Here is a 25,257-nt window from a genome sequence, read left to right on the forward strand (position 1 = left end):
AGACCACGCGTGCGGCACGGCATGACCACCAATGGCCTTTTCCAGCAGAGCCAGGCACACAGCCCGTCGTTCTTCTCCGTGGCGCGGGCGATGGGCCAGCACGCGGACGACCTCGCGGACTTCTGCATCCCCTGCAACCCGTACTTCCCCACCGACGCCATGTTCGGCGAGCTGGAGCGGAACCTCCGGACCATCCTCAAGTTCTACCCGAGTGACGCCGGCACGATCACCGCGCAGCTGGCGCACGTGCTGCGGCTCAACCCGTCGACGATCTCGCTGGCCAACGGCTCCACCGAGCTGATCACCTGGATCGACCGGCTGCTGGTCGACTCCAGCGTGGCGGTGCCGATCCCGACCTTCGGCCGGTGGACCGACCAGCCGCTCGAGACCGGCAAGCGCGTCGACATGTTCCTGCTGAAGGAAGCGAACAACTTCGAGCTGCGCGTCGACGAGTACATCGAGTTCATCAAGCGCCGCGGCTCCCGGGTCGCGGTGCTGTGCAACCCGAACAACCCCGACGGCGGGTACCTGCCGCGCCGCGAGGTGATCCGGTTCATGGACGCCCTCGAGGACCTCGACCTGGTGGTCATCGACGAGTCGTTCATCGACTTCGTCGAGGCCGAGATGAACCCGTCGGTGGCCGCCGAAGCCGTCGTGCGGCCGAACGTCATCGTGCTGAAGAGCCTCGGCAAGAACTTCGGGCTGCACGGGATCCGGTTCGGCTACCAGGTGTCGAACCCGGCGCTGACCCGCAAGCTGTCGGCCGCGCTGCCGAAGTGGAACCTGAACTCGCTGGCCGAGACCGTGATCTTCATGCTCGCCGGGCACCGCGCGGAGTACGAGGACAGCCTCAAGAAGCTCGCCCTCGACCGGTTCATGATGAACTCGCAGCTCGCGCAGTTCCCGGAGCTGACGGTGTTCCCGTCGCAGGCGAACTTCCTGCTCGTCAAGCTGCCCGGCGCGGTCGACGGCGCCGAGCTGTGCGACTACCTGCTCGCCGAGCACCACCTGCTGGTGCGCCAGTGCGGCAACAAGATCGGCATGACCAGCCAGTTCATGCGCTTCGGGGTGCGGCCGGACACCGAGGTCGACCGGCTGGTCGAGGGCCTGCGCGGGGTCGAGCGGCTGGGCGGCGGCCGGCACACGACGCCGACGATCGAGCTGGTCTCGCACTCCCGCGAGCCGGAACGGTCGATCAGCTGAGCACCTGGGCCATGGCCGACTTCGCCGCGAACACCCGGCCGTTCGCCGAACTCGACCGCTCCGGCCGCACCCGACGCCTGCGCCGCCTCGCCGAAGCGGCGTTGACCGAATACGACGTCCCCGTGGCCCGGCTGACACCGCTGGGGCACGGGCTCAACACGACGTTCCGCGTCGACGGCGCGGACGGCGGCCGCTACGTCCTGCGGGTGCAGCGACCGGACGGGCCGGCCGTCGCGCAGGTGCGGTCCGAACTGGCCTGGCTCGCCGCGCTGCGCCGCGAAACCGATCTCGTCGTCCCGCAGCCGGTGCCGACGCGCGACCGGGACCTGGTCACCGTGGTCGCCGACCCGGCGGTGCCCGAGCCGCGCACCTGTGTGCTCTGCCGCTGGGTCGAGGGCCGGTTCCTCGACGAGCGGCTCGGGCCGCCGCAGCTGTACGCGCTGGGCGAGTTCACCGCGCGGCTGCAGCTGCACGGCGCGCGGATGAACGGCCTCGACCGCGGCCGGGTGGACGACCTCACCGACTTCGGCCGCTCTCAGGTCAACGGCTTCTCCGACGTCGTGCTCGACCGGGCCGTCGAGCAGGCCGGCGGGGACGAGCAGGTGCGCGCCGCGGTGGACCGGGCCCGCGCGGTGCGGGCCGAGCTGGGCTTCGGCGCCGACGTCTTCGGCCTCGTCCACGGTGGTCTGCACCAGGAGAACTACCTCTTCCACCGGGGCGGGGTGCGGGCGATCGGCTTCGACGGCTGCGGGTTCGGCCACTACGCCTACGACCTCGCCGTGACCCTCGGCGAGCTGACGCACCTGCCGCAGCGGGAGGCACTGCGGGAAGCGCTGCTGGACGGCTACCGGTCGGTCCGGCCGGCCGCGGCGACCACCGACCCCGCGGTTCTGGCCGCCTTCGTCGCGCTTCGCCGGGTCCAGCTGCGCCTGCGGTGACGCTACAGACCGGCGTTACAATTGCTACATGGCCGGACGATCGAGCAATGCCACCAGCACCCGCGACCGCCTGCTGCTGGCCGCCGGTCAGCTCCTGCACGAAGCCGACGGCGGGCCAGTGTCGACGCGTGCGATCTGCGAGCGCGCCGGCGTCCAGGCCCCCACGCTGTACCACCACTTCGGCAGCAAGCAGGGGCTGCTCGACGCCGTCGTGAACTACGGCTTCACCCAGTACGTCCAGGCTCCTTCGACCGGCGGCGACCCGGTCGACCGGATCCGTGCGGGCTGGGACCGGCACGTCGAGTACGGCCTGGAGAACCCCGCGTTCTACGTGCTGCTCTACGGCCAGATCGAGCCGGGCGTGCCGTGCAACCTGACGTCGAGCGCCGAAGCGATGCTGCTGGAGCTGTTCACGCCGCTGGCGCGCGACGGGCGGCTGCGCGTCGAAGCAGCCGAAGCCGCGCGGCAGTTCGCCGCGGCCAACAGCGGCGTCACGCTGAGCCTGATCGCCCAGCCCGAGGAGAGCCGCGACCTGGCGATGTCCACGCAGGTCAGGGAGGCCGTCCTGGCCGGGCTGCTCGCCGAGCCCCCGGCCGGCGGCTCGTCCGTCGGCACCCTGGCTGTCGCTTTGTCGACCGCGCTCTCGGACGACGTCGACGCGCTGACGTCGACCGAGCGCCAGATGCTGCGGGAGTGGCTGCACCGCCTGGCCGCCTGACACGGCACGCTACATTTGCTACATTGATCGCTATAACCAATGTAGTGGAGGGTGAGCATGCAACTCGGCACGTTCGGCGTCTTCCTGGCCCCGCACCGCGACGACGTGACGCGCAAGGCGCACGCGATCGCGGCCGACCGGCTCGGGTACGGCACGGTCTGGTTCGGCACCGGCTCGGCCTCGATCGGCGATCTCGCCTTCGTCGAAGACGTGCTGGCCTCGACCGAGCGGATCACCGTGGCGACCGCGATCGTCAACATGTGGTCCGACGACCCGGAGCCCCTCGCCGAGTCCTACCACCGGCTGGCGGGCCGGTACGGGAAGCGCTTGCTGCTGGGCATCGGCGTCGGGCACCCGGAGTCGGTGACGGAGTACCGCAGCCCGTACGACAAGATCGTCGACTACCTCGACCGGCTCGACGCGGCCGGTGTCCCGGTCGAAGCCCGCGTCCTCGCCGCGCTCGGCGACCGCGTCCTGAAGCTGGCCGCCGAGCGCACCGCCGGCGCGCACCCGTACCTCGTGCCCGCCGGCCACACGCGGCACGCACGCTCGATCCTTGGAGCGGGCAAGCTGCTCGCGCCGGAGCAGAAGGTGGTCGTCGACGACGACCCGGTGGCCGCGCGTGCCATCGGCCGCCCGTTCGTCCAGACGCCGTACCTCGGCCTGAGCAACTACGTGAAGAACCTGCTGCGCCACGGGTACACGCAGGACGACGTCGCCGGCGGCGGCAGTGACCGGCTGATCGACGACCTCGTCCTGCACGGCACGCCGGAGACGATCGCGAAGGGGCTGCGGTCCCATGTGGACGCCGGTGCCGACCACGTCGCGGTGCAGGTGCTCGGCCCCGCACCCGACGCGGAGGCCGAGCACCACCGGCTGCTCGCCGACGTGCTGCTCTGATCAGCCGGGCGCCGGGGCCAGCGCGTTCAACGCCTTGACGATCGTGTTCTCCTCGTAGGCGAAGTGGGTGTCCAATGCGGACGCCAGCCGGTCGAACTCCGTGCGCAGCCGGGCCGGATCGGATTCCTCGTCGACGAGCCGCCGGATCTCCTCCTGCAGCCGCGCGACGACGACGTGTTCCTCGCCGAGCTTCGTCAACGCGGGAGCGAGCGCCGGGAACTGCTTGGCCAGCATGGGAAAGATCGCGGTGTCCTCCCCGGTGTGGTGCCGGGTGAGGGCCGCGCAGAAGCCGAGGCACCGCTCTTCGAAGCGCAGCGGGTCGCCGGAACCCAGCCGGCCACGCAGTTCCCGCAGCTCGGCGCGCAGCCAGTCGTGCACCTCGACGATCCAGTCACCCATCCGGCGCACGCGGTCGAGCCGGTGCAGCACGAGCACCGGCAACACGCGGGTGGTGCGGGCCTGGTACTCGGCGAACCCCGGCTCCCGCTCGACGACTTCGGCGAAGAGCCGGTCACGGTCGGGCGCGATGGCGGCCATCGCCTCGTACTCCTCCGTGCCCGTTTCGACGGTCACCAACGGGTTGTGGCGGATGTTGTGGTACCAGGCGGGGTGCTTCGGCGAGCCCATCGCCGACGCGACGACGACCAGTTGGCCGTCGATGTGCAGGGCTCCCAGGGAAACCCGGTGTTTCCGGCCGGTGCGGGCACCGGTCGTGGTGAGCACGATCAAGCTCATGCGGTCCTTTCCGATCAGAGTGATCGGAGGCAGGAGACGACACGAAGGGCGCGCTGGAGGCACACGTATCCCTTGGCGGGGAAGACATGCAACACGAGAGACACCGATGTGTCGATCTCAGGGGGCTGAGTAGCCACTACCTCCGTGCGTAGGCCCATCCGGGGCGCACGATCACGCTAGCACGGCTCAGCGGGCGGCGTCAGCGGCTTTCTGCGCCTCGTTCGCGGCTTCGTCGGCCTGCTCGTAAGTTTCCTTCGCCGTCTCGAACTCCGCCGTCGCGCGCTCGGCGCGTTCCTCGGCTTCGGCGAGGCGGGTGCGCAGATCCTCGACGCGGGCCGTGGCCTGCTCGGCCGCGCGCTGGGTGCGGACCAGGTCACGCTCGACCACCGCGCGCTCCTTGGCGAGCTCGGCGGCCTCCTTGCGCAGCCGTTCGCGTTCGGCGCGGGCGCGTTCACGCTCGGCGCGTTCCTCCTCCTCGCGGCGACGGTCCTTTTCGGCCTTTTCGGAGCGCTTCGGCTTCGCCGGCTCGGCCTTGTCCACCAGTTTCGCCGGGCGCTTGCCGGCCGACGGCGGAGCCTTCGTTTCGAGCGTGAACCACTGGTCGGCGTCCTGGTGCGCGACCGAGGTCAGGCGGCCGGCCAGGGCGACCGCCGCGGTGTTCGGATCCGCCGCGACGGCTTCCAGCGTCGCCTCGACCTCACGCTCGACGGTGCCGCTCATCTCGGCCAGGCCGTGCAGGATCTGCCGCACCAGCTCACCGCGGCGCCTGGCCAGCGCCCGCAGGTCGTCGCCGGCCAGGCGCGTGTGGGCGTCCCGCAGCTCGTCACCGAGCTCCGCCAGCTCACCCAGCTGGTCCGGATCTTCCCTGGCCAGGCGGTTGACGATCGCCGCGGCCGCGGTCGGCTTCCGCAGCTCCTTGATCTTCGCCGCGAGCTCGGCGTCACCCTCCGCCTTGGCGGCCTTCGCCGCCGCGTTGCGCGCGCTGACGAACTCCGCGAGGTCACCCCCGTAGAGCTCGCCGGCCACCGTGTCGAAGTCCATCGTGCTCCAGCGAACCACATCGGACTGGTGCGAGCACCTGCGACGCGTCATCATCGGGACGGGGACGACGAAGGGATGAGGCGTGTTCTTCGATCTGGGTGTCCGGGACTTCCTCGACCGCGCGGAAACGGTGTACCCGGACCGCGTCGCGGTGGTCGACGAGCCGAACCAGCCCGCGCCGAGCTGGGGCACGCTCACCTACCGTGAGGTGGCGCGGCGTGCGCGGGCGCAGGCGGCCCACCTCGACGCGCTGGGTGTGCCGGTCGGCGGCCGCGTCGCGATGGTGTCGCACAACGCCGCGCGGCTGCTCGTGTCGTTCTTCGGCGTGTCCGGCTGGGGGCGGATCCTGGTGCCGGTGAACTTCCGGCTCGCCCCCGCCGAGGTCAAGTACATCGTCGAGCACTCCGGCGCCGAGGTGCTGATCGTCGACCCCGAGCTGGAGCACCTGCTGGAGACGGTGACGGCGAAGCACGTCTTCGTCCTCGGCCGCGACGACGAGGCGATCTGGGGCGGCGACGGCGACCCGCGCCCGTGGGCGGGCGACGAGTCGGCCACGGCGACCATCAACTACACGTCGGGCACCACGGCGCGGCCGAAGGGTGTGCAGCTCACCCAGCGCAACATCTGGCTCAACGCGGCGATGTTCGGCCTGCACACGACGTTGAGCGACAACGACGTCCTGCTCCACACGCTCCCGATGTTCCACTGCAACGGCTGGGGCATGCCGTACGCGGTGACCGGCCTCGGCGGGCGGCACATCGTGCTGCGGAAGGTCGACGGCACCGAGATCCTCCGGCGCATCGAGGAGCACGGCGTCACGATCCTGTGTGCCGCGCCGGCGGTGGTCACGGCGGCGCTGGACGGCGCCGAGACCTGGGAGGGCGAGATCCCGGGCCGCGACCGCGTCCGGCTCGTCGTGGCCGGCGCGCCGCCGCCGACCCGCACGATCGAGCGGGTGCGGGCCGAGCTGGGCTGGGAGTTCATCCAGATCTACGGGCTCACCGAGACGTCGCCGCTGCTGACGGTGAACCGGATGCGCAGCGAGTGGGCAGACCTCGACCCGCACGAGCAGGCCAAGCTGCTGGGCCGCGCCGGGGCGCCTGCGCTGGGCGTCCGGATCAGCGTCGACACCGACGGCGAGGTGCTCGCGCAGTCGAACCACAACCTCGACGGTTATTGGGAGAACCCGGACGAGACCGCGCGGGTCCAGGAGGGCAACTGGTTCCACACGGGTGACGGCGGCACCTTCGAAGACGGCTACCTGACGATCGCCGACCGCAAGAAGGACGTGATCATCTCGGGCGGCGAGAACGTGTCGTCGATCGAGGTGGAGGACGCGCTGAACTCGCACCCGGCGGTGCGGGAGGTCGCGGTGATCGGCATCCCGGACGAGAAGTGGGGCGAGCTGGTGACGGCGCTGGTCGTCACTTCGTCGGAGGTGACTTCCGAGGAGCTGATCAAGCACTGTCGCGACTACTTGGCGGGGTACAAGTGCCCGAAGCGGGTCGAGTTCCTGGACGAGCTGCCGCGGACGGCGACCGGGAAGATCCAGAAGTTCAGGCTGCGGGAGCCGTTTTGGAAGGACCAGGGTCGTCAGGTGAACTGAGGTTCTTCTTCGACGCGGGTTCGGGCGCGCTGCTCTGGCCCGGTCCCGTGGACCTCGAAGAACTGCCGATCAGCGCTGAGCTGCGCGCGGAGCTGGACCGCCTCGCGGTCGAGTACGACGAGTCGCTCAACTGGGACTACCCGCCGGACCCGGGCCCGTGGCGGGAGGCGCGGTGCCTTCGGTTCAACACCGACGTCCGGGCCGCGCTGGCCCGGCTGCGAGCCGAGCTGGGGCCGGAGCGGGAGATCGAGGACGGGTTCGACGAGCTGCACGAGGATCCGGACCTGGACCGCTACCTGGCCGACCCGAAGGGCTTCAAACGCTGGCAGAAGCTCCGGCACGGACACGCGTGTCGTCCGGTTGAGTGCCGCTACCGGACCAACCGGAAGAACGTCCGCACCTCGTCCACGAACAGCTCAGGCTGCTCATAAGCCGCAAAGTGCCCGCCCCGCTCCAGCTCGTTCCAGTGCCGGATGTCCGGATACCGCCGCGCCGCCCACCGCCGGGACGGCCGGGGCATCTCCGCCGGGAAGATCGAACACCCCACCGGCACGTCCACCGTGTCGTCCGTCGCCTCCGCGAACCACTTCTGCACCTTCCGGATGCTCTCCCAGTACAGCCGCGCCGAGGACGCCGCCGTGCCGGTGAGCCAGTACAGCGTCACGTCGTCCAGGAGCTCGTCTCGGGTGAACGGGAAGCCGTCCGACCAGGCGTGGAACTTCTCGACCAGCCAGCCGCACAGCCCGGCCGGGGAATCCAGCAGGCCGTAACCCACCGTCTGCGGGCGGGTCGACTGCAGCACCGAGTAGCCGTCCTCCCAGCGCTGGGCGTGCTCCAGCGCCGCGAGCGACGCACGCTCGGACGCGGTCAGGTCGTCGAACGTCGCCGGGTCGGGGGCCGCGATCGGCGGGTTCAGGTGGATGCCTGCCAGGTGGGCCGCGTCCTGCTGGGCGAGTGACGTCGTGATCGACGTTCCCCAGTCGCCGCCCTGGGCGCCGTAGCGTGCGTAGCCGAGGCGGGCCATCAGCGAAGCCCACGCCGCCGCGATGCGCTCGATTCCCCAGCCCGCCGAAGCCGGCTTGTCGCTGAAGCCGTACCCCGGCAGCGACGGAATCACCAGGTGGAACTCTTCCGAGAGCGGCTCGATCACCTTCCCGAACTCGAGGAACGAGCCCGGCCAGCCGTGCGTGAGCAGCAGCGGCAGCGCGTCCCGGGAAGACGAGCGCACGTGCAGGAAGTGGATACCCAGGCCGTCGATTTCCGTGCGGTACTGGGGAAACCGGTTGAACCGCGCCTCGGTGGCACGCCAGTCGTACCCGGCAGCCCAGTACTCGCACAGCGGCCGCAGGTAGGCCAGCGGTGTGCCCTGGCTCCAGTCGGCCACCGGCTCGGCCTCGGGCCAGCGGGTCCCGCGCAGGCGCGCGCGCAGATCGTCGAGGTCGGCGTCCGGGACCTCGATCCGGAACGGCGTGATCACGCCGGGACGTAGGTCAGCTGGACAACGCCGTTGCCGAACGTCGCCGACTTCTTCAGCACCAGCGCAAAACCCGGCCCTTCCTCGGGGAACAGCCGCTTCCCGCGGCCGACGACGATCGGGTACACCAGCAGGTTCAGCTCGTCGACCAGGCCTTCGGCCAGCAGCCAGCGCACCACCGTGGTGCTGCCGCTGGTCATGATGTCGCCGCCCGCCTCGGCCTTCAGCGCCCGGATCGCTTCGACCGGATCGCCGGTCAGCAATGTCGAGTTGTTCCAGCTCACGGCGGACAACGTCGACGACAGCACGTACTTGCGCACGTTGTTCATGAACGCGGCGCCCTCGTCGTCCTGGCCGGGCCACGCCTCGGCGAACCCTTCGTAGGTGACGCGCCCGAGCAGCATCGCGTCGGCCGCGGCCATCCCGCCGCCGACCGCCCGGCCGATCTCGTCGGTCCAGTACGGCAGCGACCACTTGTCCGGCGCCTCGGCCACGCCGTCCAGCGAGAGGAACAGGTTCGCGACGATCTTCCGCATGGGCCCCACTATCGCCCAAAAGCCGGCGAAACGCTAAGACCGTCCACTCGCGACGGACTCGCGCACGCGCGCGCTGTCCGATTCGGCCTGCGCACGCTCTTCCTCGGTCGCGGGCTCCAGTCGCGCCGGGACGTCCTTGTGGTGCGGCGTGCCCGCGATCGGGTCGCGGTCGAGCGCGTCCGTCAGCAGGTTGATCCGCGGGCCGCTGACCACCCGCCTGCCGTGCGCGTCCGGGTGGGCCATGCCGTAACCGTGCGGCAGCGCGAGCTGGCCCGGCCGCAGCCCGGGATCGGCCTCGGCGCGGACGACCACCCGGCCGGCGGACGTCACGACGGCCACCCAGTCACCCGGCGACGCGCCGATCGACTCGAGCTCTTCAGGACGCGCGCGCAGGGCGCCGTCCGGATCGGTGCGGCGCCAGCGCGGGTCGCGCAGGATCTGGTTCGCGTTGTGCGCCCGGCGCTGGCCGTTGAGCAGCGAAAACGGGTACGCCGGGTCGGGACGTTCGGCCGCCGGGTCAAGGGAGACGAGCCAGTCGAGCAGCTCCGGCACCGCCAGCCGGACACGCGGGCGGCGCATCAGGCTCCACACCTCGTCCTGCTCGTGGGCCGAGAAGGGTGTCGGACCGGCCAGCACGCGCGAGAACAGCTCCTCGCCCAGCTCCGGTCCCGTCAGCGAGCTGCCCAGCGCGCGCTGCACCGGCACCGTCATCGACTTCGCCGCGCGATGGCAGCCCGCCCACAGCGGCGCGATCGACGCGGCGCCGTCCGGCAGCGACGCGCCGAGCGTGCGGTAGAGCAGCACCGGCAGGATCGCCGCCCGCTCCGGCATCGCCTGGACCAGCGCCCCGATCCCAGCCTGCAGCTCCGCGCGCGGTCCCTCAGCCAGTGAAGCGAGGACGTCGGACGCCGGTAGCACGCCGAGCGCGTCAAAGAGCCGGGTGTAGATCTCGGCTTCGACGAGCGTGCCCGGCAGCGGGTCGAGCAGCGGCCGCCGGAGCTGGAAGTAGTTCGTCGGCCACTCGAAGGTGAAGAGCGTGAACTCCCACTTCTCGTGCTGCGACGCCGCGGGCAACACGTAGTCCGCCAACGCGGCCGTCTCGGTGTAGGCGATGTCGACGACCACCGAGAGTTCGGCCGCCTGCAGCGCGCGTTCGACGTCCCGCGTGCCGGCATAGGTGTTGGCGGGGTTCGACGACTCGACCCAGACCGCGCGGACCCGGTTCGGGTGGTCGGCGAGGATCTCCTCGGCGAGGGTGTTGGCCGGCAGCAGGCCGCCGATGTACTCGAACCCGGTGACCTCCGAGCGCTGCCCGGTCGTCGACCCCCACAGCGGCAGCAGCCACGAGTGCAGGTTGTTCGTGCCGCGCCGGCCGAAATGCCCGGTGAGCAGGTACAGCAGCTTCTCGAGGTAGCTGTTGAGCGTCGAGTGGCGCCCCTGCTGGATGCCCAGCTCGACCCGCACCACCATGGCCTTCGCCGAAAGCATCAGGTCGACCGCCCGCTCGACGTCCACACGGGACACTTCGGCGTGCGCGATCCACTCGTCCACCGGGACCTTCGTCAGCACGGCCGCGACTTCGTCGAACCCTTCGGTGCGGGCGGCGAGGAACTCCTCGTCGGCGCCGCCGCGTTCGAGCAGCAGCGCGAGGATCGCGCCCAGCAGGTAGGCGTCGGTGCCCGGCCGGAGCGGGAGGTGCAGGTCGGCGATCTCCGCGGTCTCGGTGCGCCGCGGGTCGATCACGAGCAGCTTGCGCGAGGGGTCGTTCTTGATCGTGTTGAGCGCGTGCCGGGCGTTGCTGAACCCGTGGGCCTGCCAAGGGTTGCAGCCGAGCACCACCAGCAGGTCGCAGTGCTCGACGTCTTCGGCGGTGTGCACGGTGGTCGAGCCGAACAGCTGCCCGTTGACCCAGAAGTCGCCGGTCTTTTCCTGCGAAAGCGCGTTGAAGTGCCGCGTCGAGTTCATCCACTTCAGCAGCGACGCGCCGTACGCGCCGCCGGAGTGGTTGCCCTGGCCACCGCCGCCGACGTAGGCGAACGAGCCGGGCCGCCCGGCCTCGGTGTCGGCGTCCCGGATCGTGTGCAGCTTCGCGGCGATCTCGGTGAGCGCGGTTTCCCAGTCGATCGGCTCGTGGGTGCCGTCGGGGCGACGGCGCAACGGCGTGGTCAGCCGGTCGTCGTGGTCGCCGTACCAGGTCAGGCGCTGCGCCTTCTGGCACAGGTACCCGGCCGACCGCGGGTGCGCCTTGTCCCCGCGGACGCGGGTGATCTTGCGGCCGTCGAGCTGCACCTCCAGCCCGCAGTTGAGGTAGCAGAGGCTGCACGCGGTGCGGTGCCAGTCGGCCATGACGGTCCCCTTCAGGACTTCAGGATGTCGAGCGCGCGGCCCAAGGTCGTGAGCCGTGCTTCGAGCGTTTCGCCGGCCGGGTACAGCCGGACCGTGGTGATGCCGGTGTCGCGCCAGACGCGCAGCCGTGCGCGGACCATCTCCTCGGTGCCGATCAGCGTGGTGCCGAGCACCATCTCGTCGGTGACGAGCGCGGTGGCGCCGTCGCGGTCGCCGGCCTGCCAGCGCTCGCGGACCTCGGCGGCGACGTCCGCCCAGCCCTGCCGGCTGTAGGCGTTGTTGTAGAAGTTCGTGGTGGCCGAGCCCATCCCGCCGAGGCTGAAGGCGAGCTCCTTCTTGCGGCTGCCGACCATCGTGCGCAGCTCGTCCTCGTCGGAAGCGAAGGCGACTTCGGCGCCCTGGCAGACGTCGATGTCCGCACGCGTGCGGCCCGATTTGGCGAGCCCGGCGTCGAGGGGCCCGAAGTACGCGTCGGCGCCTTCGGGGACGAAGCTCGTTCCGAGCCAGCCGTCGGCGACCTCGCCGGTGAGCTCCAGGAGCTTGGGCGAAAGCGTCGCGAGGTAGATCGGGATGTCCGGGTTCGGCTCGGTCGACAGCCGCATCGGACGGGCTTCGCCGGGCAGCGGGACCTCGAAAGCCTTGCCGGAGAACGAGATCTTCTCCCCGGCGAAGGCCTGCCGGATGATCTCGACGGTCTCGCGCATACGGGTCAACGGCTTCGCGAACGGGACGCCGTGCAAGCCCTCGATCACCTGCGGGCCGGACGGGCCGAGGCCGAGTGCGAACCGGCCGCCGGACAGGTCGGCCAGCGTCAACGCGGCCTGCGCGATCGCGACCGGCGTGCGGGTGCCGAGCTGGATGATGCCCGAACCCAGCCGGATCCGATCGGTGCGGGCGGCGAGGTAGCCGAGCGCGGACGGCGCGTCCGAACCCCAGGCTTCGGCGACCCAGCAGACGTCGAGGCCGAGTTTTTCCGCCTCCAGCACGAAGTCCAGCGTGGTGTGGGAGTCCTTGGAGAACTCGACGGTCGTCGCCGTCTTCACCGGCTTTCCACCCGCTCCTTGATCGCGGCGAGGTTGCCGGTCATCGCGGTTTCGAACTCGCGCAGCCGCACGAAGACGATCTTCTGTTCCTTCTCCGGCATCCGGTCGATCGCGAACGACAGCCCGGAGCGGCCCGGGCCCATCTGCATCCACTGCGACAGCCGCGTGCCGCCGTTGTCCGGCTCGAGGGTGAACCGCCAGACCGAGCTCGGCTCGGCCGGATCCTGCACCGCCCACGCGAACACGCGCGGCTCTTCGCGCTCGACGACGTACGACGTCGTCTCCCACTCGCCGAACGCGTCGTGCTTGCTCTTGCCCACGAAGGTGCGACCGACCTCGCGCCACTCGACGGACTGCAGTTCGGCACTCAGCGAAGGCATCAGCCCGATGTCCGAGACGACCGGCCAGACAACCTCCGGTGCGGCGTCGATCCAGGTCGAGACCTCGGCCGTCGGTTTGTCCGCGTACCGCGCGCCGGTCCACTGCATCGTGGTCGCACCCCTCTCGATGAGCCTCTGACCACGATAGTTGCGTAGATAGACCTACGCTGTCAACGTCACTCCTGCCGCGCGAACCGCTCCTCGACGTCCGGGCGCCGCGCCAGCCGCGGCGGGAAGCCGGGGCCGCGGCGCATCCGGGTGTCGTCCGGCGTCATCGGCTCACGGCACTCCGCACAGACGATTTCGGCGTGCGTGTCGTGCCCGCAGGCGGTGTGGTGCACGGTGATCGGCGGGCCGGCTTCGCTCGAGAGCCACTTGTCGCCCCAGCGGGTCATCGCGAGCAGCACCGGGTAGAAGTCGCGACCCTTTTCGGTGAGCACGTAGTCGTAGCGCACCGGCTCGGTCTGGTAGGCGACCTTCTCCAGCAGCCCCTCGTCGACCAGCCGCTTGAGCCGGTCCGCGAGGGTGTTGCGCGCGATGCCGAGCGCCTGCTGGAACTCGTCGAAGCGACGCACGCCGTAGAAGGCGTCACGCAGCACCAGAGGCGTCCACCAGTCCCCCAGCAGGTCCATGGTGCGCGCGATCGAGCACGGCCACTGCGCGAACGATGTCCGTTTCATGAGCCCGAGAGTACGCCGTCTCGCAGAGAGACTCAGCAGGTCAGCCGCATGACCACCCGCCGGGCGGTCGGGCGGCTCACCTCCTCGAACCCCGCGGCGGCGAAGGTCCCGGTGGTGCCGACGAACAGTTCGCCGGGCCACGCGACCTGCTGCCCCGGCTCGACGAGCATCGGGTAACCCTCGATCGCCCGGGCACCACGCTCGCGGGCGAAGTCCACGGCCGCCTTCGCCAAGACGGCACTCACCCCGCGCCGCCGGAAGCCCGTGCGGACGACAAAACACGTCACCGACCAGACGCCGTCGTCTTCCCGGTCTTCGTCACGGCCGGCCCAGACCAGGCGGCTGCGCAGGAGCCGCCGGTAGGCGGTGCGCGGTTCGACCGCGCACCAGCCGGCGGGCTCACCGTCGAGGAAGGCGACCAACCCGGTCGCGTGCTCGGCCGTCTGCTCGCGGAACCGCTCGGCCCGTTCGTCCGCGGTGCCCGACCGCCACTGCGCGGGCGTCTCCTTGAAGTACTGGCAGCGGCAGCGGGCCGGGTCGCCGCGGTCGCCGAAGATCGCCTGCAGATCCGCCCAGGACGCCTGGTCGACGGGTACGACAGTCAGCATCCTCCGACGCTAGACCAGGTGACCCGTCGTGACGTCGACGTGGTCGGGGACCTCGTCGTGCTCGTCACCGACCGAGAGTGTGCCCGCCGGTTCGACCAGCAGCACGCTCGCGCCGCTCTTCGACGACGGCTTGTGGAACGTGCCCTTCGGCACCACGAACACCTGGCCGCGGGACAGCGTCACCACCCGCTCGTCCGGGTCGCGGAGGCCGATCTCGATCTCACCGTCGAGGACCAGGAAGAACTCGTCGGTGTCCTCGTGGACGTGCCAGACGTGCTCACCGTCGAAGCGGGCGAGCCGGATGTCGTAGTTGTTGACACGGGTGACGATCCGCGGGCTCCAGGCGGCGTCGAAGCTCGCCAGGACTTCGTTCAGGTCGATCGGGTTCATGCCTGCCATCGTCGACCTGGTGTTCCGGCGGCACGAGTGCTAGGAATCGCACATGCCGCAAGAATTCTCGCACCGGGTCGTCGCGATCGTCACGGCGGAGTCGAACCCCTTCGAGATGGGCGTCGCCACCGAGCTGTTCGGGCTGCGGCGGCCCGAGCTGGACCGGACCTGGTACGACTTCACGCTCTGCTCCGCGACCCCGGACGTGCGGATGAACCTCGGCATGTTCACGCTCACCGGCGTCGCCGGGATCGAGGCGGCCGACACGGCGGACACGCTGATCGCGCCGGCCCGGCCGGACACCGGCGTGCCGACGGACCCCGCGGTCATCGCCGCGATCCGCCGGGCCGCCGACCGGGGCGCCCGGCTGGTCAGCTTCTGTACCGGCGCCTTCGCGCTCGCCGAAGCCGGCGTGCTCGACGGGCGCCGGGCGACCACCCACTGGCAGTGGGCCGCCGAGTTCGCTTCGCGGTTCCCCGAGGTGCGCTGGGAGCCGGACGTGCTGTTCGTCGACGACGGCGACGTCCTCACCGCGGCCGGCAGCGCGGCCTCGCTCGACCTCGGCCTGCACCTCATTCAGCGCGACCACGGCGCCGAAGTCGTCAACGCGGTCAGCCGCCGGCTGGTGTTCACCGGCCACCGCGACGGCGGTCAGCAGCAGTTCATCGCCCGGCCGGTGCCCGCGGTGCCGGACACCTCGCTCGCCCCGGTGCTCGCCTGGGCGCTCAGCCGCCTGGACCGGCCCCTGACGGTGAACGACCTCGCGACCCGCGCCGCGACCAGCCCGGCGACCCTGCACCGGAAGTTCCGCGCGGAGCTCGGCACCACACCGCTGGCGTGGCTGACCACCGAACGCGTGACGCTGGCCTGCCGCCTCATCGAACGCGGCGAGCTGCGCCTCGACCGCGTGGCCGAGGCGAGCGGTTTCGGCACGGCGGCGAACCTGCGGCTGCAGTTGCGGCGGCACACCGGGCTCAGCCCGAGCGCCTATCGCCGCCGCTTCGGCCCGGCCGCCTAGGAGGCCCGCACCCGCTCACGCGCGTCGGCGATCCAGCCGAGCATCGCCTCCAGCATCCGGGCCCGCAGTTCCAGCCCCATCGCCTGCGGGTCGGTCGGCCGCTCGGTCTTCGCGAGCTCCCGCAGGTACGCCCGCAGCGGCTCCAGCTCCGCGGTCAGCGCCCGTTCCTCGCGCTCCAGCACCGCGAGCGCGTCGCCACTCTCCAAAGTGGACACCAGGAGCGCGCGCAGCATGGACTCGTCGCGCACGGTCCGGTCGGGCTCGACCTCCACCAGCCAGCGGCGCAGCTCGGCGCGGCCGGCCGGGGTGACGACGTAGGTCCGGCGGCCCCGGGGACCGCCCGCGACCTCTTCGGCGAACCCGGCCTCGGTGAGCTTCGCCAGTTCGCCGTACATCTGGTTGCGCCGGGCGTACCAGACGCCCCGCATCACCTCGTCGAACTTCTTCGCCAGGTCGTAGCCGCTCTGCGGGCCGGGCAGGAGCGTGGCGAGGACCGCGTGGCGCAGTGACATGCTCGTCATTTTTGACAGGTCAAACTGTACCGGTCAAACTCGACTCATGACACCGCTCCTGAACAGGACAGAGCGCCAAAAACTGCTGATCCTGCTGGCCACCCTCAGCGGTGTGCTGCTCAGCGCCCTCGACGGCACAGCCACCAGCACGGCCATGCCGAAGATCGCCGAGCAGCTGCACGGCACCGGGAGCCTGACCTGGGTCACCACCGCGTACCTGCTGGCTTCGACCGTGACGATCCCGGTCTACGGGCGGCTGGCCGACCTGCACGGCCGGCGGCTCCCGCTGCTCACCGGCCTGACCCTGTTCCTGGCCGGCTCGGCGTTGTGCGCGCTGGCCGGGGACATGCCGCAACTCATCGTGTTCCGCGTCGTCCAGGGCCTCGGCGCCGGCGCGCTGATGACCGTCGGCATGACGCTCGTGCGTGATCTCTACCCGCCGGAGCGCTCGACCGGCCTGATGCGGATGCAGACGCTGATGGCCGGGCTGATGGTGGTCAGCTTCCTCGGCGGCCCGCTCGAGGGCGGCCTGCTCACCGACCACCTCGGCTGGCGCTGGATCTTCCTGGTCAACCTGCCGATCGGCGCGGCCGCCGTCGCCGTGCTCGCCACGCTCGTCCCGCACCACCGCCCCGAAGACCGGGACACCGGCCGGTTCGACACCGCCGGCGTGCTGCTGCTGACGGCCGCGATCTCCCTGGTCCTGGTGGCGCTCGGCACCGACCATATGCTGACGCTGCTCCCGCTCGGACTGGCGCTGCTCGCGGCGTTCGTCTTCGTGGAACGCCGGGCGAGCGTGCCAATCGTGCCGCTGCGCCTGTACGCCGGCCGGACCTACCGCGCCGTGACGGTCGCCGGCTTCCTGTTCACCGCCGCGAGCATGCCCGCCGGGCTCTTCTTCGGCCTCTACTTCCAGCAGGTGCGCGGGTACGGCGCAACGGCGTCCGGGCTCATGATCGTCCCGCTGATGGCCGGCATGCTCGCCGGCAACCGCGGCACCGCGCTGATCGTGCTCCGGACCGGCCGGGTCAAGGGCCTGCTGGCCGGCGGGGCCGTCCTGATGGCGTGCGCGTCGGCTTCCCTGGCGGCGATCGACGTCCTGCCGGTGTGGGTCACGGTGGGGTGCGCCGGGCTGATCGGGCTCGGGACGGCCCCGGCGATGGGCGGGATCGCCATCGCCGCGCAGATGTCCGTCGAGCGGCGGGACATCGGGGCGGCGACCGCCGGACTGAACCTGCTCAAGCAACTCGGCGGCAGCGCGGGCCTGGCCGTCGGGCAGGGACTGCTCGTCGCGCAGGCCGAGCTGGCGCGGGCGATCGGCACCACGATCGCCGTGGTCGGCGCCGTCGGCGGCCTGCTTGCGCTCGGCGCGGTCCTCACCATGGCGGACCTCGACGTCATGCCCGCGCCCGTCACAGCTCGGTGAGCGCCTTGGCCAGCGCTTCCTGCTGCAGCCCGGCCGGATAACCCGCCGGGTCGGCCGCGGCCAGCACATTGAGCCCTTCGACCAGGGCCACCAGGCTCTTCGTCGTCAGCTCGAGCCGTTCGTCCGTCCACTCCGGACGGCACGCCGCGACCAGCCGCCGGATGCGGGCGACAAACGAGTGGTTCGCCGCGCGGTGGCGTTCGGCCAGGGCGTCGTCGGCCAGTGCCGCCGCGAGGAACCCCACCCAGACGCGGGACTCGTCGTGGTGGCCGTGCGGGAGGTCGATGGCCTGCCCGAGCACCGCGGCCAACGCGCCCTCCGCGTCGGCGCTCGCAGCCTCGGCGGCGTCGGCGCGGACGGCCGTGCGTTCGTAGAGCAGATCACGCGCGTGCAGCAGCAGCGCCTTCTTGGTCGGGAACGTGTGCATCACCAGGCCGGTCGTGCAGCCGGCGCGCTCGGCGACCGCGCGCAGCGTCAGCCCCGGCAGGCCGTGGTCGGCGAGCACCTGCCACACCGCGTTCGACAGCAGCTCCCGCTGCGCCCCCACGTCACGCTGTCTCGGCACCCTGAATCCTCTCTTCACGAGAAGCGTAACAGGTGCTACGGTAACGCTTGTTACGGAACAGGGGGTACCACCTGATGCTCGACTGCACCTTTGCCATCACCCCGGTGACCTGGGACGATCCCGACGCCGTCCGCCTGCGCGAAGCCCAGCGGGCCGAACTGGACGCGCGCTACGGCACCGACAACCACGAGCCCGGTGCGGTCCCGACCGCCGACACCGTCGCGGTGTTCCTCGTCGCGCGGGACCCCGGCGGCACCGCCGTGGGCTGCGGTGGGCTCCGGCTGCTCGGGCCGGGTTCCGGCGAGGTCAAGCGCATGTACGTCGACCCGGCGGCCCGCGGCACCGGCGTCGCGACCGCGCTGCTGCGCGCGCTCGAGGACCACGCGCGGGAACTCGGGATCACCCGGCTGCTGCTGGAAACCGGGACCGGCCAGCCGGACGCGATCCGCTTCTACCAGCGTGAAGGTTATGAGCCGATCGAGGCCTACGGGCCTTACGTCGGCGAACCGATCTCGCGCTGCTTCGCCCGGGACCTGTGATCGGTTTTCCGATGGCTGTCCCAGGCTGAGCTATTGGTGAGCAGGGGTGCACCGGGCCTACCGTCGAAAGGCACGGCGATCTGGGGTTCTTTTCGCCGTTCCCCTTCACCCGACGGAGTTCCCTTGCGTATCAAGCAAATCGGCGTTGTGCTGGCCGCAGCCGCCGTCTTCGTGTCGCCGGCCACCACCGCGGAGGCGGCGTCGAGGATCGTTCCGCTCGACCTCGCCGCCGGGCAGCAGCCGGAAAACATCACCCTGGAGCCCGACGGCTCCGCCGACCTCACCTTCGCCTACACCGGCGAAATCGGCCGGGTCACCCCGGCCGGGAAGGTGAGCGTCATCGCCCGGATCCCGGTGCCCGCCGACGGCGACGTCCCGGTGGTCCACCGGAAACTGTTCCTCGGCGGCATCGTCCGGGCACCCGGCGGTGACCTGTACGTCGCCGTTTCGACCGGCACCCCGGCCACCGGGCTCTATCGGATCAGGGCGGGGTCACCGCCGGTCCAGGTGGCCGCACTGCCGCCGGCCGGCTTCCAGAACGGCGTCACCCGCGACCCGGCGACCGGCGATCTCTACGTGGCCGATTCGTTCACCTCCACGGTCTGGCGGGTCTCGCCGCGAGGACGCGTCACCGCCTTCGCCACCGGCGAGCTGCTCGCCCCGGTGAGCGGCTTCGGCGCCAACGGGATCAAGGTCCACGACGGCGCGATCTGGGTGTCCAACCTGGACCGTGGCACGCTGGTCCGGTTCCCGCTGGCCGGCGGGCCCGGCCGGGTCGTCGCGACAGGTCTCGGGCCGGTCGACGACTTCGCCTTCCACGGCGACACCGTCGTCGCGGCGATCAACCAGGAGAACCGCGTGGTCACCGTCGGCCGGGCCGGCGTCCGCACCATCTTGTCCACTTCGGACGGACTGGCCAACCCGACCGCGGTCGCCGTCCGTGACACCACGCTGTATGTCACGGACGGCGCCTATTTCGGCGGATCGCCGAACCTCCTTCAGGCGACACTCGCGGCGAACACGTGCAGTGCCGAGTTCGACGGCAGCGTCACCGCCACGACCTCCTTGCCCGCGGTCAGCGGGACGGAGTTCGCGAACACCCGGTACGGCGTCGCCGGATAGGCCGGGCCGCTCCGGGTGTTCTTGCCCAGGACGGTCGCGACGGTGGTCGCGCCGTACTGGGCGGGGTCGGCGCAGCACCAGTTCGGCAGGCCGAGGTCGGCCTGGCTGGTGCTGCCGTCGGCGTACCGGACCACGATGGCGCCCTTGGCCGTCCCGGTCCCGGTGCCGGCCAGCACGAGTTTCGAACCGGTTCCTCGGACCGCCACGGTCTGCCCCGCCGCGACGACGTTGTCCGGCTTGCCGTCGCCGGCGGCGGGCCAGGTCAGCCGGGCCCCGGCCGCGGTGAACGTCGTGCCCGGTTTCAGGCCTTGCTCGGCGAGTCCCTCGGCACGGAAACTGCTGCCGCCACCGTCGAGGTCTCCGGCCGCGACGTGCGCCGCGTCGGTGACGCCGGCGTTCCCGTACGCCGCGGCCAAGGAGGCGTACGGGACGGTGACCGTCGCCGAGTCGACAGCCTGGTGCGTGCCCAGCCGCGCTTGGTACGTCGTGGTGGCGGTGACCTGGTAGTCCGCGGGCTTCAGCCCGGCGTCCGGAGTCAGCGTCGCCGGCACCTGCACCGTCCGACCGGGCCACACCAGCTTCGGCGCGGCCGGGACGTCCACGTGGAAGCCGTTGGCCTGCACCGAAAGCGTCACGTCCCGCACCGGCAGCGGCGTGCCGTTGGTGAAGCTCACTGTCGCCTTGGTGGCCTGGCCCGGCGCGGCCAGCGACGGCATCGTCAGCGTCGTCGAGCCGTTGTTGTCCTCCGGGAAGACGCCGCCGACCGCGCTGGTCCCGAACAGCCGGACGTCCTGCCGGTCACCCGCGCCGACCTGGCCGGTCTTCACGCGCACCACGCCGTGGGCGGCCGGGTCGTACCACCAGCCCGACGTCGCCCGGTCCAGCTCGGCCTTGCTGCCGTACTGCCGCAGGATCCCGGCACCCGCCTGGACGACAGCCGGTTTTGCGCCCGTGTGGACGGACAGCCGGTAGTTCCGGGCCGCGGGCTTGCCGGGGTAGGTGCCCGCGCTCGCCCCGATCCCGACGGTCACCGTGCCCGGCCCGGACTTCGGCGCGTCGACGGTGAACGTCTGCTGCGCCTGCTCACCACGCTGGTAACCGCGGGTCACACCGTCGTCCTCGGTGAGCGTGAAGCTGCCCTTGCCCTGCGGGTAGACGTCGAGGTCCAGCTCCCCCTCGTCCCGGGTCTGCCACGACGTCGTGCCCTCCGCCCACATCGGCACGACGGCGCCGGCCCGGACGAACAGCGGCAGGGTGTCGAGCGGCGCGTCGTAACCGTCCACCGTCGTCGGGCCGGTGTAGGTCCGGCCGCTCCAGTAGTCCACCCAGGTGCCCTTGGGCAGGTAGATCCCGTTGCGCACGTCGGCCTTCTCGTAGACCGGCGCGACCAGGAAGTCCGTTCCGGACAGGAACTCGTACTTCGCCTTGTCGGTCCACACGTTCGGATCGTCGGGATACTCCAGCGCGAGCGGCCGGACCTGGCCGACGCCGGTCTGGTGCGCCTGCGCCGAGTAGCTGTAGGTGTAGGGCAGCAGCCGCTCCTTGAGCAGCAGGTACTTGCGGTTGATCGAGGTGTACGGCTCACCCTGGCGCCACGGCTGCTTGTCCGACGACGCCCAGCCGTCCATCGTCATCGCCGTCGGCAGGAAGGACTTCCACTGCAGGTCGCGGACGTAGGTCTGCGGGCTGCCGCCGAAGATGCCGTCGATGTCGCCGGTGTTGTAGGCGATGCCGGACGTCGTCGCGCCCGCGTACGTCGGGATCTGCCACTTGATGTAGTCGTAGGAGCCGGACTGGTCGCCGCTCCACAGCACACCGCAGCGCTGCGCGCCGGCCCAGCTGACGGGCTGCCAGACGAAGCCGCGGGCGTCACTGTTGTCTTCGATGCCCTGGTAGGCGGTGTCGCAGGCGTCGAGCGCGAACTGGTAACCCGGGCCGACCCAGGCGACGTCCAGCTTGCGGACCCGCACGCCGGCCTTGACCTCGTCGGACTGGTTCGGGACACCGTCCTCGGTCCAGAGCCCGAGCTGCATGCTGTTCTTGCGGAGACCCTCACCGGTCTGCTGCAGGTTCTCGTACCCGCAGCCGTACCCGTCGTTGACCAGCATCCAGCCGTTCGGCATGCCGTTCTCGGTGTAACCGTCGGCCACCTTCACCGCGTCCAGCGTGTGCCGCTCACCGCGATTTGCATTGTGCAAATAGCAATCGGAGTCGCCGGTTTCCAGCCCGTAGATCGGCGGCAGGAACGGTTTCCCGACCAGATCGGTGTAACCGGAGACGACGTCCTTGAGACTGCCGCCGACCACGTAGGTCGCGTCGAAGCGGCGTTCGTCGTGGGTGGTCTCGACCGGGTCGGTGAACGTGTAGCTGCCCGGCGCGAAGGTGTTGCGCAGGACGCCGTAACCCGCGGTGGAGGCGTAGAACGGCTGGGAGTTGGGCGCGCCGCCGTCGTTCCAGTTGTCGTCGGCGAAGATCTTGATCGTCCGGTCGCGGTGGCTGAAGCGGCCGTTCTGCTCACCGCCGCCGACGAACTGCTCGGTCCCGGCCCTGGTCAGGTGCTGTGTGGTCGTGGTTCCGGTCCACGACAGCGGAGCGGACTCCGCCCACAGCTGGTTGTGGTCCGCGCCGTCGTAGAGGGCGAACTTCAGGGGGTGCTTGTACGCCCGCAGCGTCGCCTTGGGTGTGGAAATAGCCCAGTAGGCGCCTTTGTCGACACGCTTCGGTGTCGCCGGGGCCGTGGTCTTCGGCCGGACGATCTTGTCGCCGGCCGGGTCGGTGAAGGTCCCGTCGGGGGCGAGCCAGACCCGGACGGCGCCTTCGGCGGGGAAGCTCACGCGTACGGCCGCGGCTCCCGACTTCAGTGTCACGACCGGGCCGTCGGCGGAGATCCCGGTCAGGTCGCCGAGCTGTCCGGACGGCGCCGCGGCCGGGCCGGCCTGGGCCACCGCGGGCGAGAGCCCGAGGACGGCGACAGCGACCAGACACCCGAGTGACTGCGCAACTCTGCTCATTCAAGGCACCTTTCGCGCATCAACACGCATTCTGGCCTCTGTATAGCGCACGTTTTGCACACTGTCACCCGCCGTACCGGTTCAGAAGGCCCGGCTCACGACTTCCGTCGGGGTCACGCTGTGCGTCCGGTCGATCACGCCACACCGTCCACTGTGCACAGCCGGAGAAGTTTCGATAGCGTTCCCCAGGTTTCCGTTCCGGACATTTCCCGGCCGTTTCCGCCCCCGGTCCAGGTGCGCGACCCGCCCCACGCGGCACGTGCATCCGCACGCGAGACCTGCACACGTCATCCGCACCGTCACCATCGGCAAACGGTTGCTGGGGAACAAAAGCCGCTGTATGTTGGCGGCGCCCCCAGGTGTTCCCCCATCGGTCACCGGGGTTCGCGCTGCTCGGCGGAAGCGGGGAGGCGACTGCCTGAGATAGCGCTTTCCGGTGGTTGGGTCGCCACCGGAGTTCAGGAGGGAAGCAGTGCCTTGGTGTACCGGGGAAAAGCCGTGGCCGACCGGGTGAACGAGCCGTACCTGGTCGGCCAGGAAGCCATCGCGGGCGAGCTGCAGCGCGGCAAGTGGTGCGTCTACCTGCACGAATGGCTCGGCGACGAGCATGATCTCGCGACCTGGCAGACCCAGGTGGCCGCCCACGCGGCGCGCTCCGGGGTCGAGGTGTGCTTCATGGAGATCCCGCGCAAGGACATGACGCTGGTGGCCAACGTGCGCGCGCTGCCCAGCTTCGAGCAGGTGACCGAGTCCGTGGCAGCGCTGGAGCACTACCGGGGCTTGGCGGCGGGACACCGGCGGCGCGGAGTGCTGGGACGGCGGCGCAAGCCGGCTGAGTGACACTTTTGCCGTGCCTGCACCAGGGTTTCGGTTGCCGCAGGTCAGCGGGAAGAGAACGCTTACGGCGCTGCGGCTCGTTGCTGCGCGGCCAGGAAGTGCGCCGTTTCCGCCGTCGCCTGGTAAAGCGCGCGGTAGTGGCCGTAGAACTCCTTGTACCGCGCCGCGTTGGCCGGATCCGGGGTCACCGTCGCGGCGATCGGGTTCCCGCGAGAGGCATCCATCCCGACCGCCTCCGCCGCCAGCAGCGCGTCACCCAGGCAGGCGCCGATCGTCTCGGCCGGGATCTGCTGCGGCAGGCCGGTGACGTCGGAGACGATGCGCGTCCACAACCCGCCCTTGGTGCCACCGCCGACCGCGACGAGCCGCCGGGCCGCGCCGCCCGCGGAAGTCATCGCCTCCAGGTTGTGCCGGACGCCGTACGCGATGCCTTCCAGCGCCGCGCGGTAGATCTCGGCTCGCCCGTGCGACGTGGTCAGCCCCGCGAGCACACCCCGCGCGTCCGGATCGAACAGCGGTGTCCGCTCCCCCGCGAAGTACGGCAGCAGCAGGAGCCCACGGCTCCCCGCCGGCACCGAAGCCGCCTCCGCGACCAGATCCGCGTACGAACCGCCGACCAGCTTCCGCAGCCAATCGGTGACCGCGCCGGACGTCGCCATGCCCGCGGCGAGCGTGAAGCTGCCCGGGACTACCCCGCGGGTACCCCACAGGCCGGGGTGCGGACGCGGTTCGGTGAGCACCTGGACCAAGAACATCGTGGTGCCGTACATGACCATCACGTCACCCGGTTCGCGGACGCCGACGCTGGCGGCCTCGGCCCAGGCGTCGACCGTCCCGGCGGTGACCGGCAACCCCGCCGGCAACCCGGTCAGTGCGGCCGCGGCCGTGGTGACCTCGCCCGCGACCTCCGTCGGCCACCGCAGCTCCGGCAACGGCAGCCCGGGCGCGACCCGCTCGGCCCAGTCCTTCGCCCACTCCCCGGCGGCGAGGTCGTAGAGCGGTGTGCACTGGCTGGCCGAGTGGTGGTCCAGGACGTACCGGCCGGTCAGCCGGTGCACCAGGAACGAGCTGGCCATCAGCAGCTTCTTCGTGCGTGCGTAGACGTCCGGCTCGTGGTGGGCCAGCCAGCGCACCTTCGGCCCGACGGCCTGGCTGGTCAGCGGGGAGCCGCCCCGAGCGAGGATCTCGTCCGCGCCGAACTCCTCGTTCAGCGAAGCGATCTCCGCGCCCGCGCGGGTGTCGACGCCGTAGAGGATGGCCGGCCGCAGCGGCTCCCCCGCGGCGGAAGCCGGGAGCAGGCACGGCCCGATGCCGCTGATCCCGAGCCCGGCGAGGGGCCGCCCGCCGGCGGCACGCAGCAGGTCCGCGACGATTCCGGCGAAGTCGGCCCACCACACCGTTTCCGCGTCGTGCTCGAACCAGCCGGGGCGCGGCGTCGAGACGGAGTGTTCACGGACGGACCGGGCGAGCACGGCGCCGCCGGGGTCCACCAGCACACCCTTCGAACTGGCCGTGCCGATGTCCACGCCGAGCAGCAGTCCCGTCATCCGCCCTCCACGGACCAACCTGCGGGAAATCGATTACCACCACGCTATGGTGTGCCGGAAGCACTGTCAACGACCGAGCGAA

The 25,257-nt window shown here is 70.9% G+C and carries 24 protein-coding genes; 10 read left to right on the forward strand and 14 right to left on the reverse strand.

Annotated elements, in window-relative coordinates:
* Nucleotides 1-9 precede the first annotated feature (9 nt).
* From ACIA5G_RS21315 to ACIA5G_RS21330, 4 genes are read left to right on the forward strand one after another with little or no spacing between them, the layout of a single operon-like run.
* A complete protein-coding gene (locus ACIA5G_RS21315; RefSeq protein ID WP_395925674.1) occupies nucleotides 10-1,203 on the forward strand; it encodes a pyridoxal phosphate-dependent aminotransferase in 1,194 nt (397 codons plus the stop codon).
* Between the two features lie 11 nt (nucleotides 1,204-1,214).
* Nucleotides 1,215-2,141 carry a phosphotransferase enzyme family protein gene (locus tag ACIA5G_RS21320; protein WP_395925677.1) on the forward strand — a complete coding sequence of 309 codons (927 nt, stop codon included), beginning with the start codon at nucleotides 1,215-1,217 and terminating at the stop codon, nucleotides 2,139-2,141.
* A 28-nt stretch (nucleotides 2,142-2,169) separates the two neighbouring features.
* Nucleotides 2,170-2,859, forward strand: coding sequence for a TetR/AcrR family transcriptional regulator (locus ACIA5G_RS21325; protein ID WP_395925679.1), 690 nt, complete (start codon nucleotides 2,170-2,172; stop codon nucleotides 2,857-2,859).
* A gap of 57 nt (nucleotides 2,860-2,916) precedes the next feature.
* Nucleotides 2,917-3,759 carry an LLM class F420-dependent oxidoreductase gene (locus ACIA5G_RS21330; protein WP_395925681.1) on the forward strand — a complete coding sequence of 281 codons (843 nt, stop codon included), beginning with the start codon at nucleotides 2,917-2,919 and terminating at the stop codon, nucleotides 3,757-3,759.
* On the opposite strand, the gene ACIA5G_RS21335 is transcribed toward ACIA5G_RS21330, so the two are convergent.
* Entirely contained in the window at nucleotides 3,760-4,494 is a 735-nt protein-coding gene (locus ACIA5G_RS21335; protein ID WP_395925683.1) for a nitroreductase/quinone reductase family protein, read from the reverse strand. It abuts the gene before it with no gap.
* A 186-nt stretch (nucleotides 4,495-4,680) separates the two neighbouring features.
* Nucleotides 4,681-5,535, reverse strand: a complete 855-nt coding sequence (locus ACIA5G_RS21340; protein WP_395925685.1) for a hypothetical protein — start codon at nucleotides 5,533-5,535, stop codon at nucleotides 4,681-4,683.
* Nucleotides 5,536-5,617: 82 nt separating this feature from the next.
* Here ACIA5G_RS21340 and ACIA5G_RS21345 point away from each other — a divergent pair, with 82 nt between their 5' ends.
* A complete protein-coding gene (locus ACIA5G_RS21345; protein WP_395925687.1) occupies nucleotides 5,618-7,141 on the forward strand; it encodes an AMP-binding protein in 1,524 nt (507 codons plus the stop codon).
* A 47-nt stretch (nucleotides 7,142-7,188) separates the two neighbouring features.
* The gene (locus tag ACIA5G_RS21350) at nucleotides 7,189-7,572 is read left to right on the forward strand and encodes a hypothetical protein (protein ID WP_395925689.1); all 384 of its coding nucleotides are present in this window, start codon (nucleotides 7,189-7,191) and stop codon (nucleotides 7,570-7,572) included.
* Here the strand turns inward: ACIA5G_RS21350 and ACIA5G_RS21355 are convergent.
* From ACIA5G_RS21355 to ACIA5G_RS21390, 8 genes are all read right to left on the reverse strand, one after another.
* Nucleotides 7,512-8,618, reverse strand: a complete 1,107-nt coding sequence (locus tag ACIA5G_RS21355; RefSeq protein WP_395925691.1) for an epoxide hydrolase family protein — start codon at nucleotides 8,616-8,618, stop codon at nucleotides 7,512-7,514. The two genes, ACIA5G_RS21350 and ACIA5G_RS21355, sit on opposite strands and share 61 nt — an antisense overlap.
* Nucleotides 8,615-9,151, reverse strand: coding sequence for a dihydrofolate reductase family protein (locus ACIA5G_RS21360; RefSeq protein ID WP_395925693.1), 537 nt, complete (start codon nucleotides 9,149-9,151; stop codon nucleotides 8,615-8,617). The genes ACIA5G_RS21355 and ACIA5G_RS21360 overlap by 4 nt, the downstream gene beginning before the upstream one ends.
* Before the next feature lie 33 nt (nucleotides 9,152-9,184).
* Nucleotides 9,185-11,497: a molybdopterin-dependent oxidoreductase gene (locus tag ACIA5G_RS21365; protein WP_395925695.1), complete on the reverse strand. Its 2,313-nt coding sequence runs from the start codon at nucleotides 11,495-11,497 to the stop codon at nucleotides 9,185-9,187.
* An 11-nt stretch (nucleotides 11,498-11,508) separates the two neighbouring features.
* Nucleotides 11,509-12,540, reverse strand: coding sequence for an LLM class flavin-dependent oxidoreductase (locus ACIA5G_RS21370; RefSeq protein WP_395925697.1), 1,032 nt, complete (start codon nucleotides 12,538-12,540; stop codon nucleotides 11,509-11,511).
* Nucleotides 12,537-13,028 (reverse strand): SRPBCC family protein, encoded by a 492-nt coding sequence (locus ACIA5G_RS21375; RefSeq protein WP_395925699.1) that lies wholly within the window; start codon nucleotides 13,026-13,028, stop codon nucleotides 12,537-12,539. The genes ACIA5G_RS21370 and ACIA5G_RS21375 overlap by 4 nt, the downstream gene beginning before the upstream one ends.
* Nucleotides 13,029-13,096: 68 nt before the next feature.
* Nucleotides 13,097-13,600: a winged helix-turn-helix transcriptional regulator gene (locus ACIA5G_RS21380; RefSeq protein ID WP_395925701.1), complete on the reverse strand. Its 504-nt coding sequence runs from the start codon at nucleotides 13,598-13,600 to the stop codon at nucleotides 13,097-13,099.
* A 32-nt stretch (nucleotides 13,601-13,632) separates the two neighbouring features.
* Nucleotides 13,633-14,208 carry a GNAT family N-acetyltransferase gene (locus ACIA5G_RS21385; protein WP_395925703.1) on the reverse strand — a complete coding sequence of 192 codons (576 nt, stop codon included), beginning with the start codon at nucleotides 14,206-14,208 and terminating at the stop codon, nucleotides 13,633-13,635.
* 9 nt (nucleotides 14,209-14,217) lie between these two features.
* Nucleotides 14,218-14,607 carry a cupin domain-containing protein gene (locus ACIA5G_RS21390; protein WP_395925705.1) on the reverse strand — a complete coding sequence of 130 codons (390 nt, stop codon included), beginning with the start codon at nucleotides 14,605-14,607 and terminating at the stop codon, nucleotides 14,218-14,220.
* Between the two features lie 43 nt (nucleotides 14,608-14,650).
* Here ACIA5G_RS21390 and ACIA5G_RS21395 point away from each other — a divergent pair, with 43 nt between their 5' ends.
* The gene (locus tag ACIA5G_RS21395; RefSeq protein WP_395925707.1) at nucleotides 14,651-15,616 is read left to right on the forward strand and encodes a GlxA family transcriptional regulator; all 966 of its coding nucleotides are present in this window, start codon (nucleotides 14,651-14,653) and stop codon (nucleotides 15,614-15,616) included.
* On the opposite strand, the gene ACIA5G_RS21400 is transcribed toward ACIA5G_RS21395, so the two are convergent.
* A complete protein-coding gene (locus ACIA5G_RS21400) occupies nucleotides 15,613-16,128 on the reverse strand; it encodes a PadR family transcriptional regulator (protein WP_395925709.1) in 516 nt (171 codons plus the stop codon). The genes ACIA5G_RS21395 and ACIA5G_RS21400 overlap by 4 nt on opposite strands.
* 46 nt (nucleotides 16,129-16,174) lie before the next feature.
* Between ACIA5G_RS21400 and ACIA5G_RS21405 the strand changes: the two genes are divergently transcribed.
* Complete coding sequence (locus ACIA5G_RS21405; RefSeq protein ID WP_395925711.1) at nucleotides 16,175-17,554, forward strand: MFS transporter; 1,380 nt, start codon at nucleotides 16,175-16,177, stop codon at nucleotides 17,552-17,554.
* Here ACIA5G_RS21405 and ACIA5G_RS21410 read toward each other — a convergent pair.
* A complete protein-coding gene (locus ACIA5G_RS21410) occupies nucleotides 17,541-18,119 on the reverse strand; it encodes a TetR/AcrR family transcriptional regulator (protein ID WP_395925713.1) in 579 nt (192 codons plus the stop codon). The genes ACIA5G_RS21405 and ACIA5G_RS21410 overlap by 14 nt on opposite strands.
* A 74-nt stretch (nucleotides 18,120-18,193) precedes the next feature.
* Between ACIA5G_RS21410 and ACIA5G_RS21415 the strand changes: the two genes are divergently transcribed.
* Entirely contained in the window at nucleotides 18,194-18,658 is a 465-nt protein-coding gene (locus tag ACIA5G_RS21415) for a GNAT family N-acetyltransferase (RefSeq protein ID WP_395925715.1), read from the forward strand.
* A 998-nt stretch (nucleotides 18,659-19,656) separates the two neighbouring features.
* Here the strand turns inward: ACIA5G_RS21415 and ACIA5G_RS21420 are convergent.
* The gene (locus ACIA5G_RS21420) at nucleotides 19,657-22,791 is read right to left on the reverse strand and encodes a TIM-barrel domain-containing protein (protein WP_395925717.1); all 3,135 of its coding nucleotides are present in this window, start codon (nucleotides 22,789-22,791) and stop codon (nucleotides 19,657-19,659) included.
* Between the two features lie 498 nt (nucleotides 22,792-23,289).
* Here ACIA5G_RS21420 and ACIA5G_RS21425 point away from each other — a divergent pair, with 498 nt between their 5' ends.
* Nucleotides 23,290-23,631, forward strand: a complete 342-nt coding sequence (locus ACIA5G_RS21425; RefSeq protein ID WP_395925719.1) for a hypothetical protein — start codon at nucleotides 23,290-23,292, stop codon at nucleotides 23,629-23,631.
* Between the two features lie 59 nt (nucleotides 23,632-23,690).
* On the opposite strand, the gene ACIA5G_RS21430 is transcribed toward ACIA5G_RS21425, so the two are convergent.
* Complete coding sequence (locus tag ACIA5G_RS21430) at nucleotides 23,691-25,175, reverse strand: FGGY-family carbohydrate kinase (RefSeq protein ID WP_395925721.1); 1,485 nt, start codon at nucleotides 25,173-25,175, stop codon at nucleotides 23,691-23,693.
* Nucleotides 25,176-25,257 lie beyond the last annotated feature (82 nt).

Origin of the sequence: Amycolatopsis sp. NPDC051758, from assembly GCF_044453095.1 — a bacterium.
In the GTDB taxonomy this organism is placed as follows: Bacteria; Actinomycetota; Actinomycetes; order Mycobacteriales; family Pseudonocardiaceae; genus Amycolatopsis.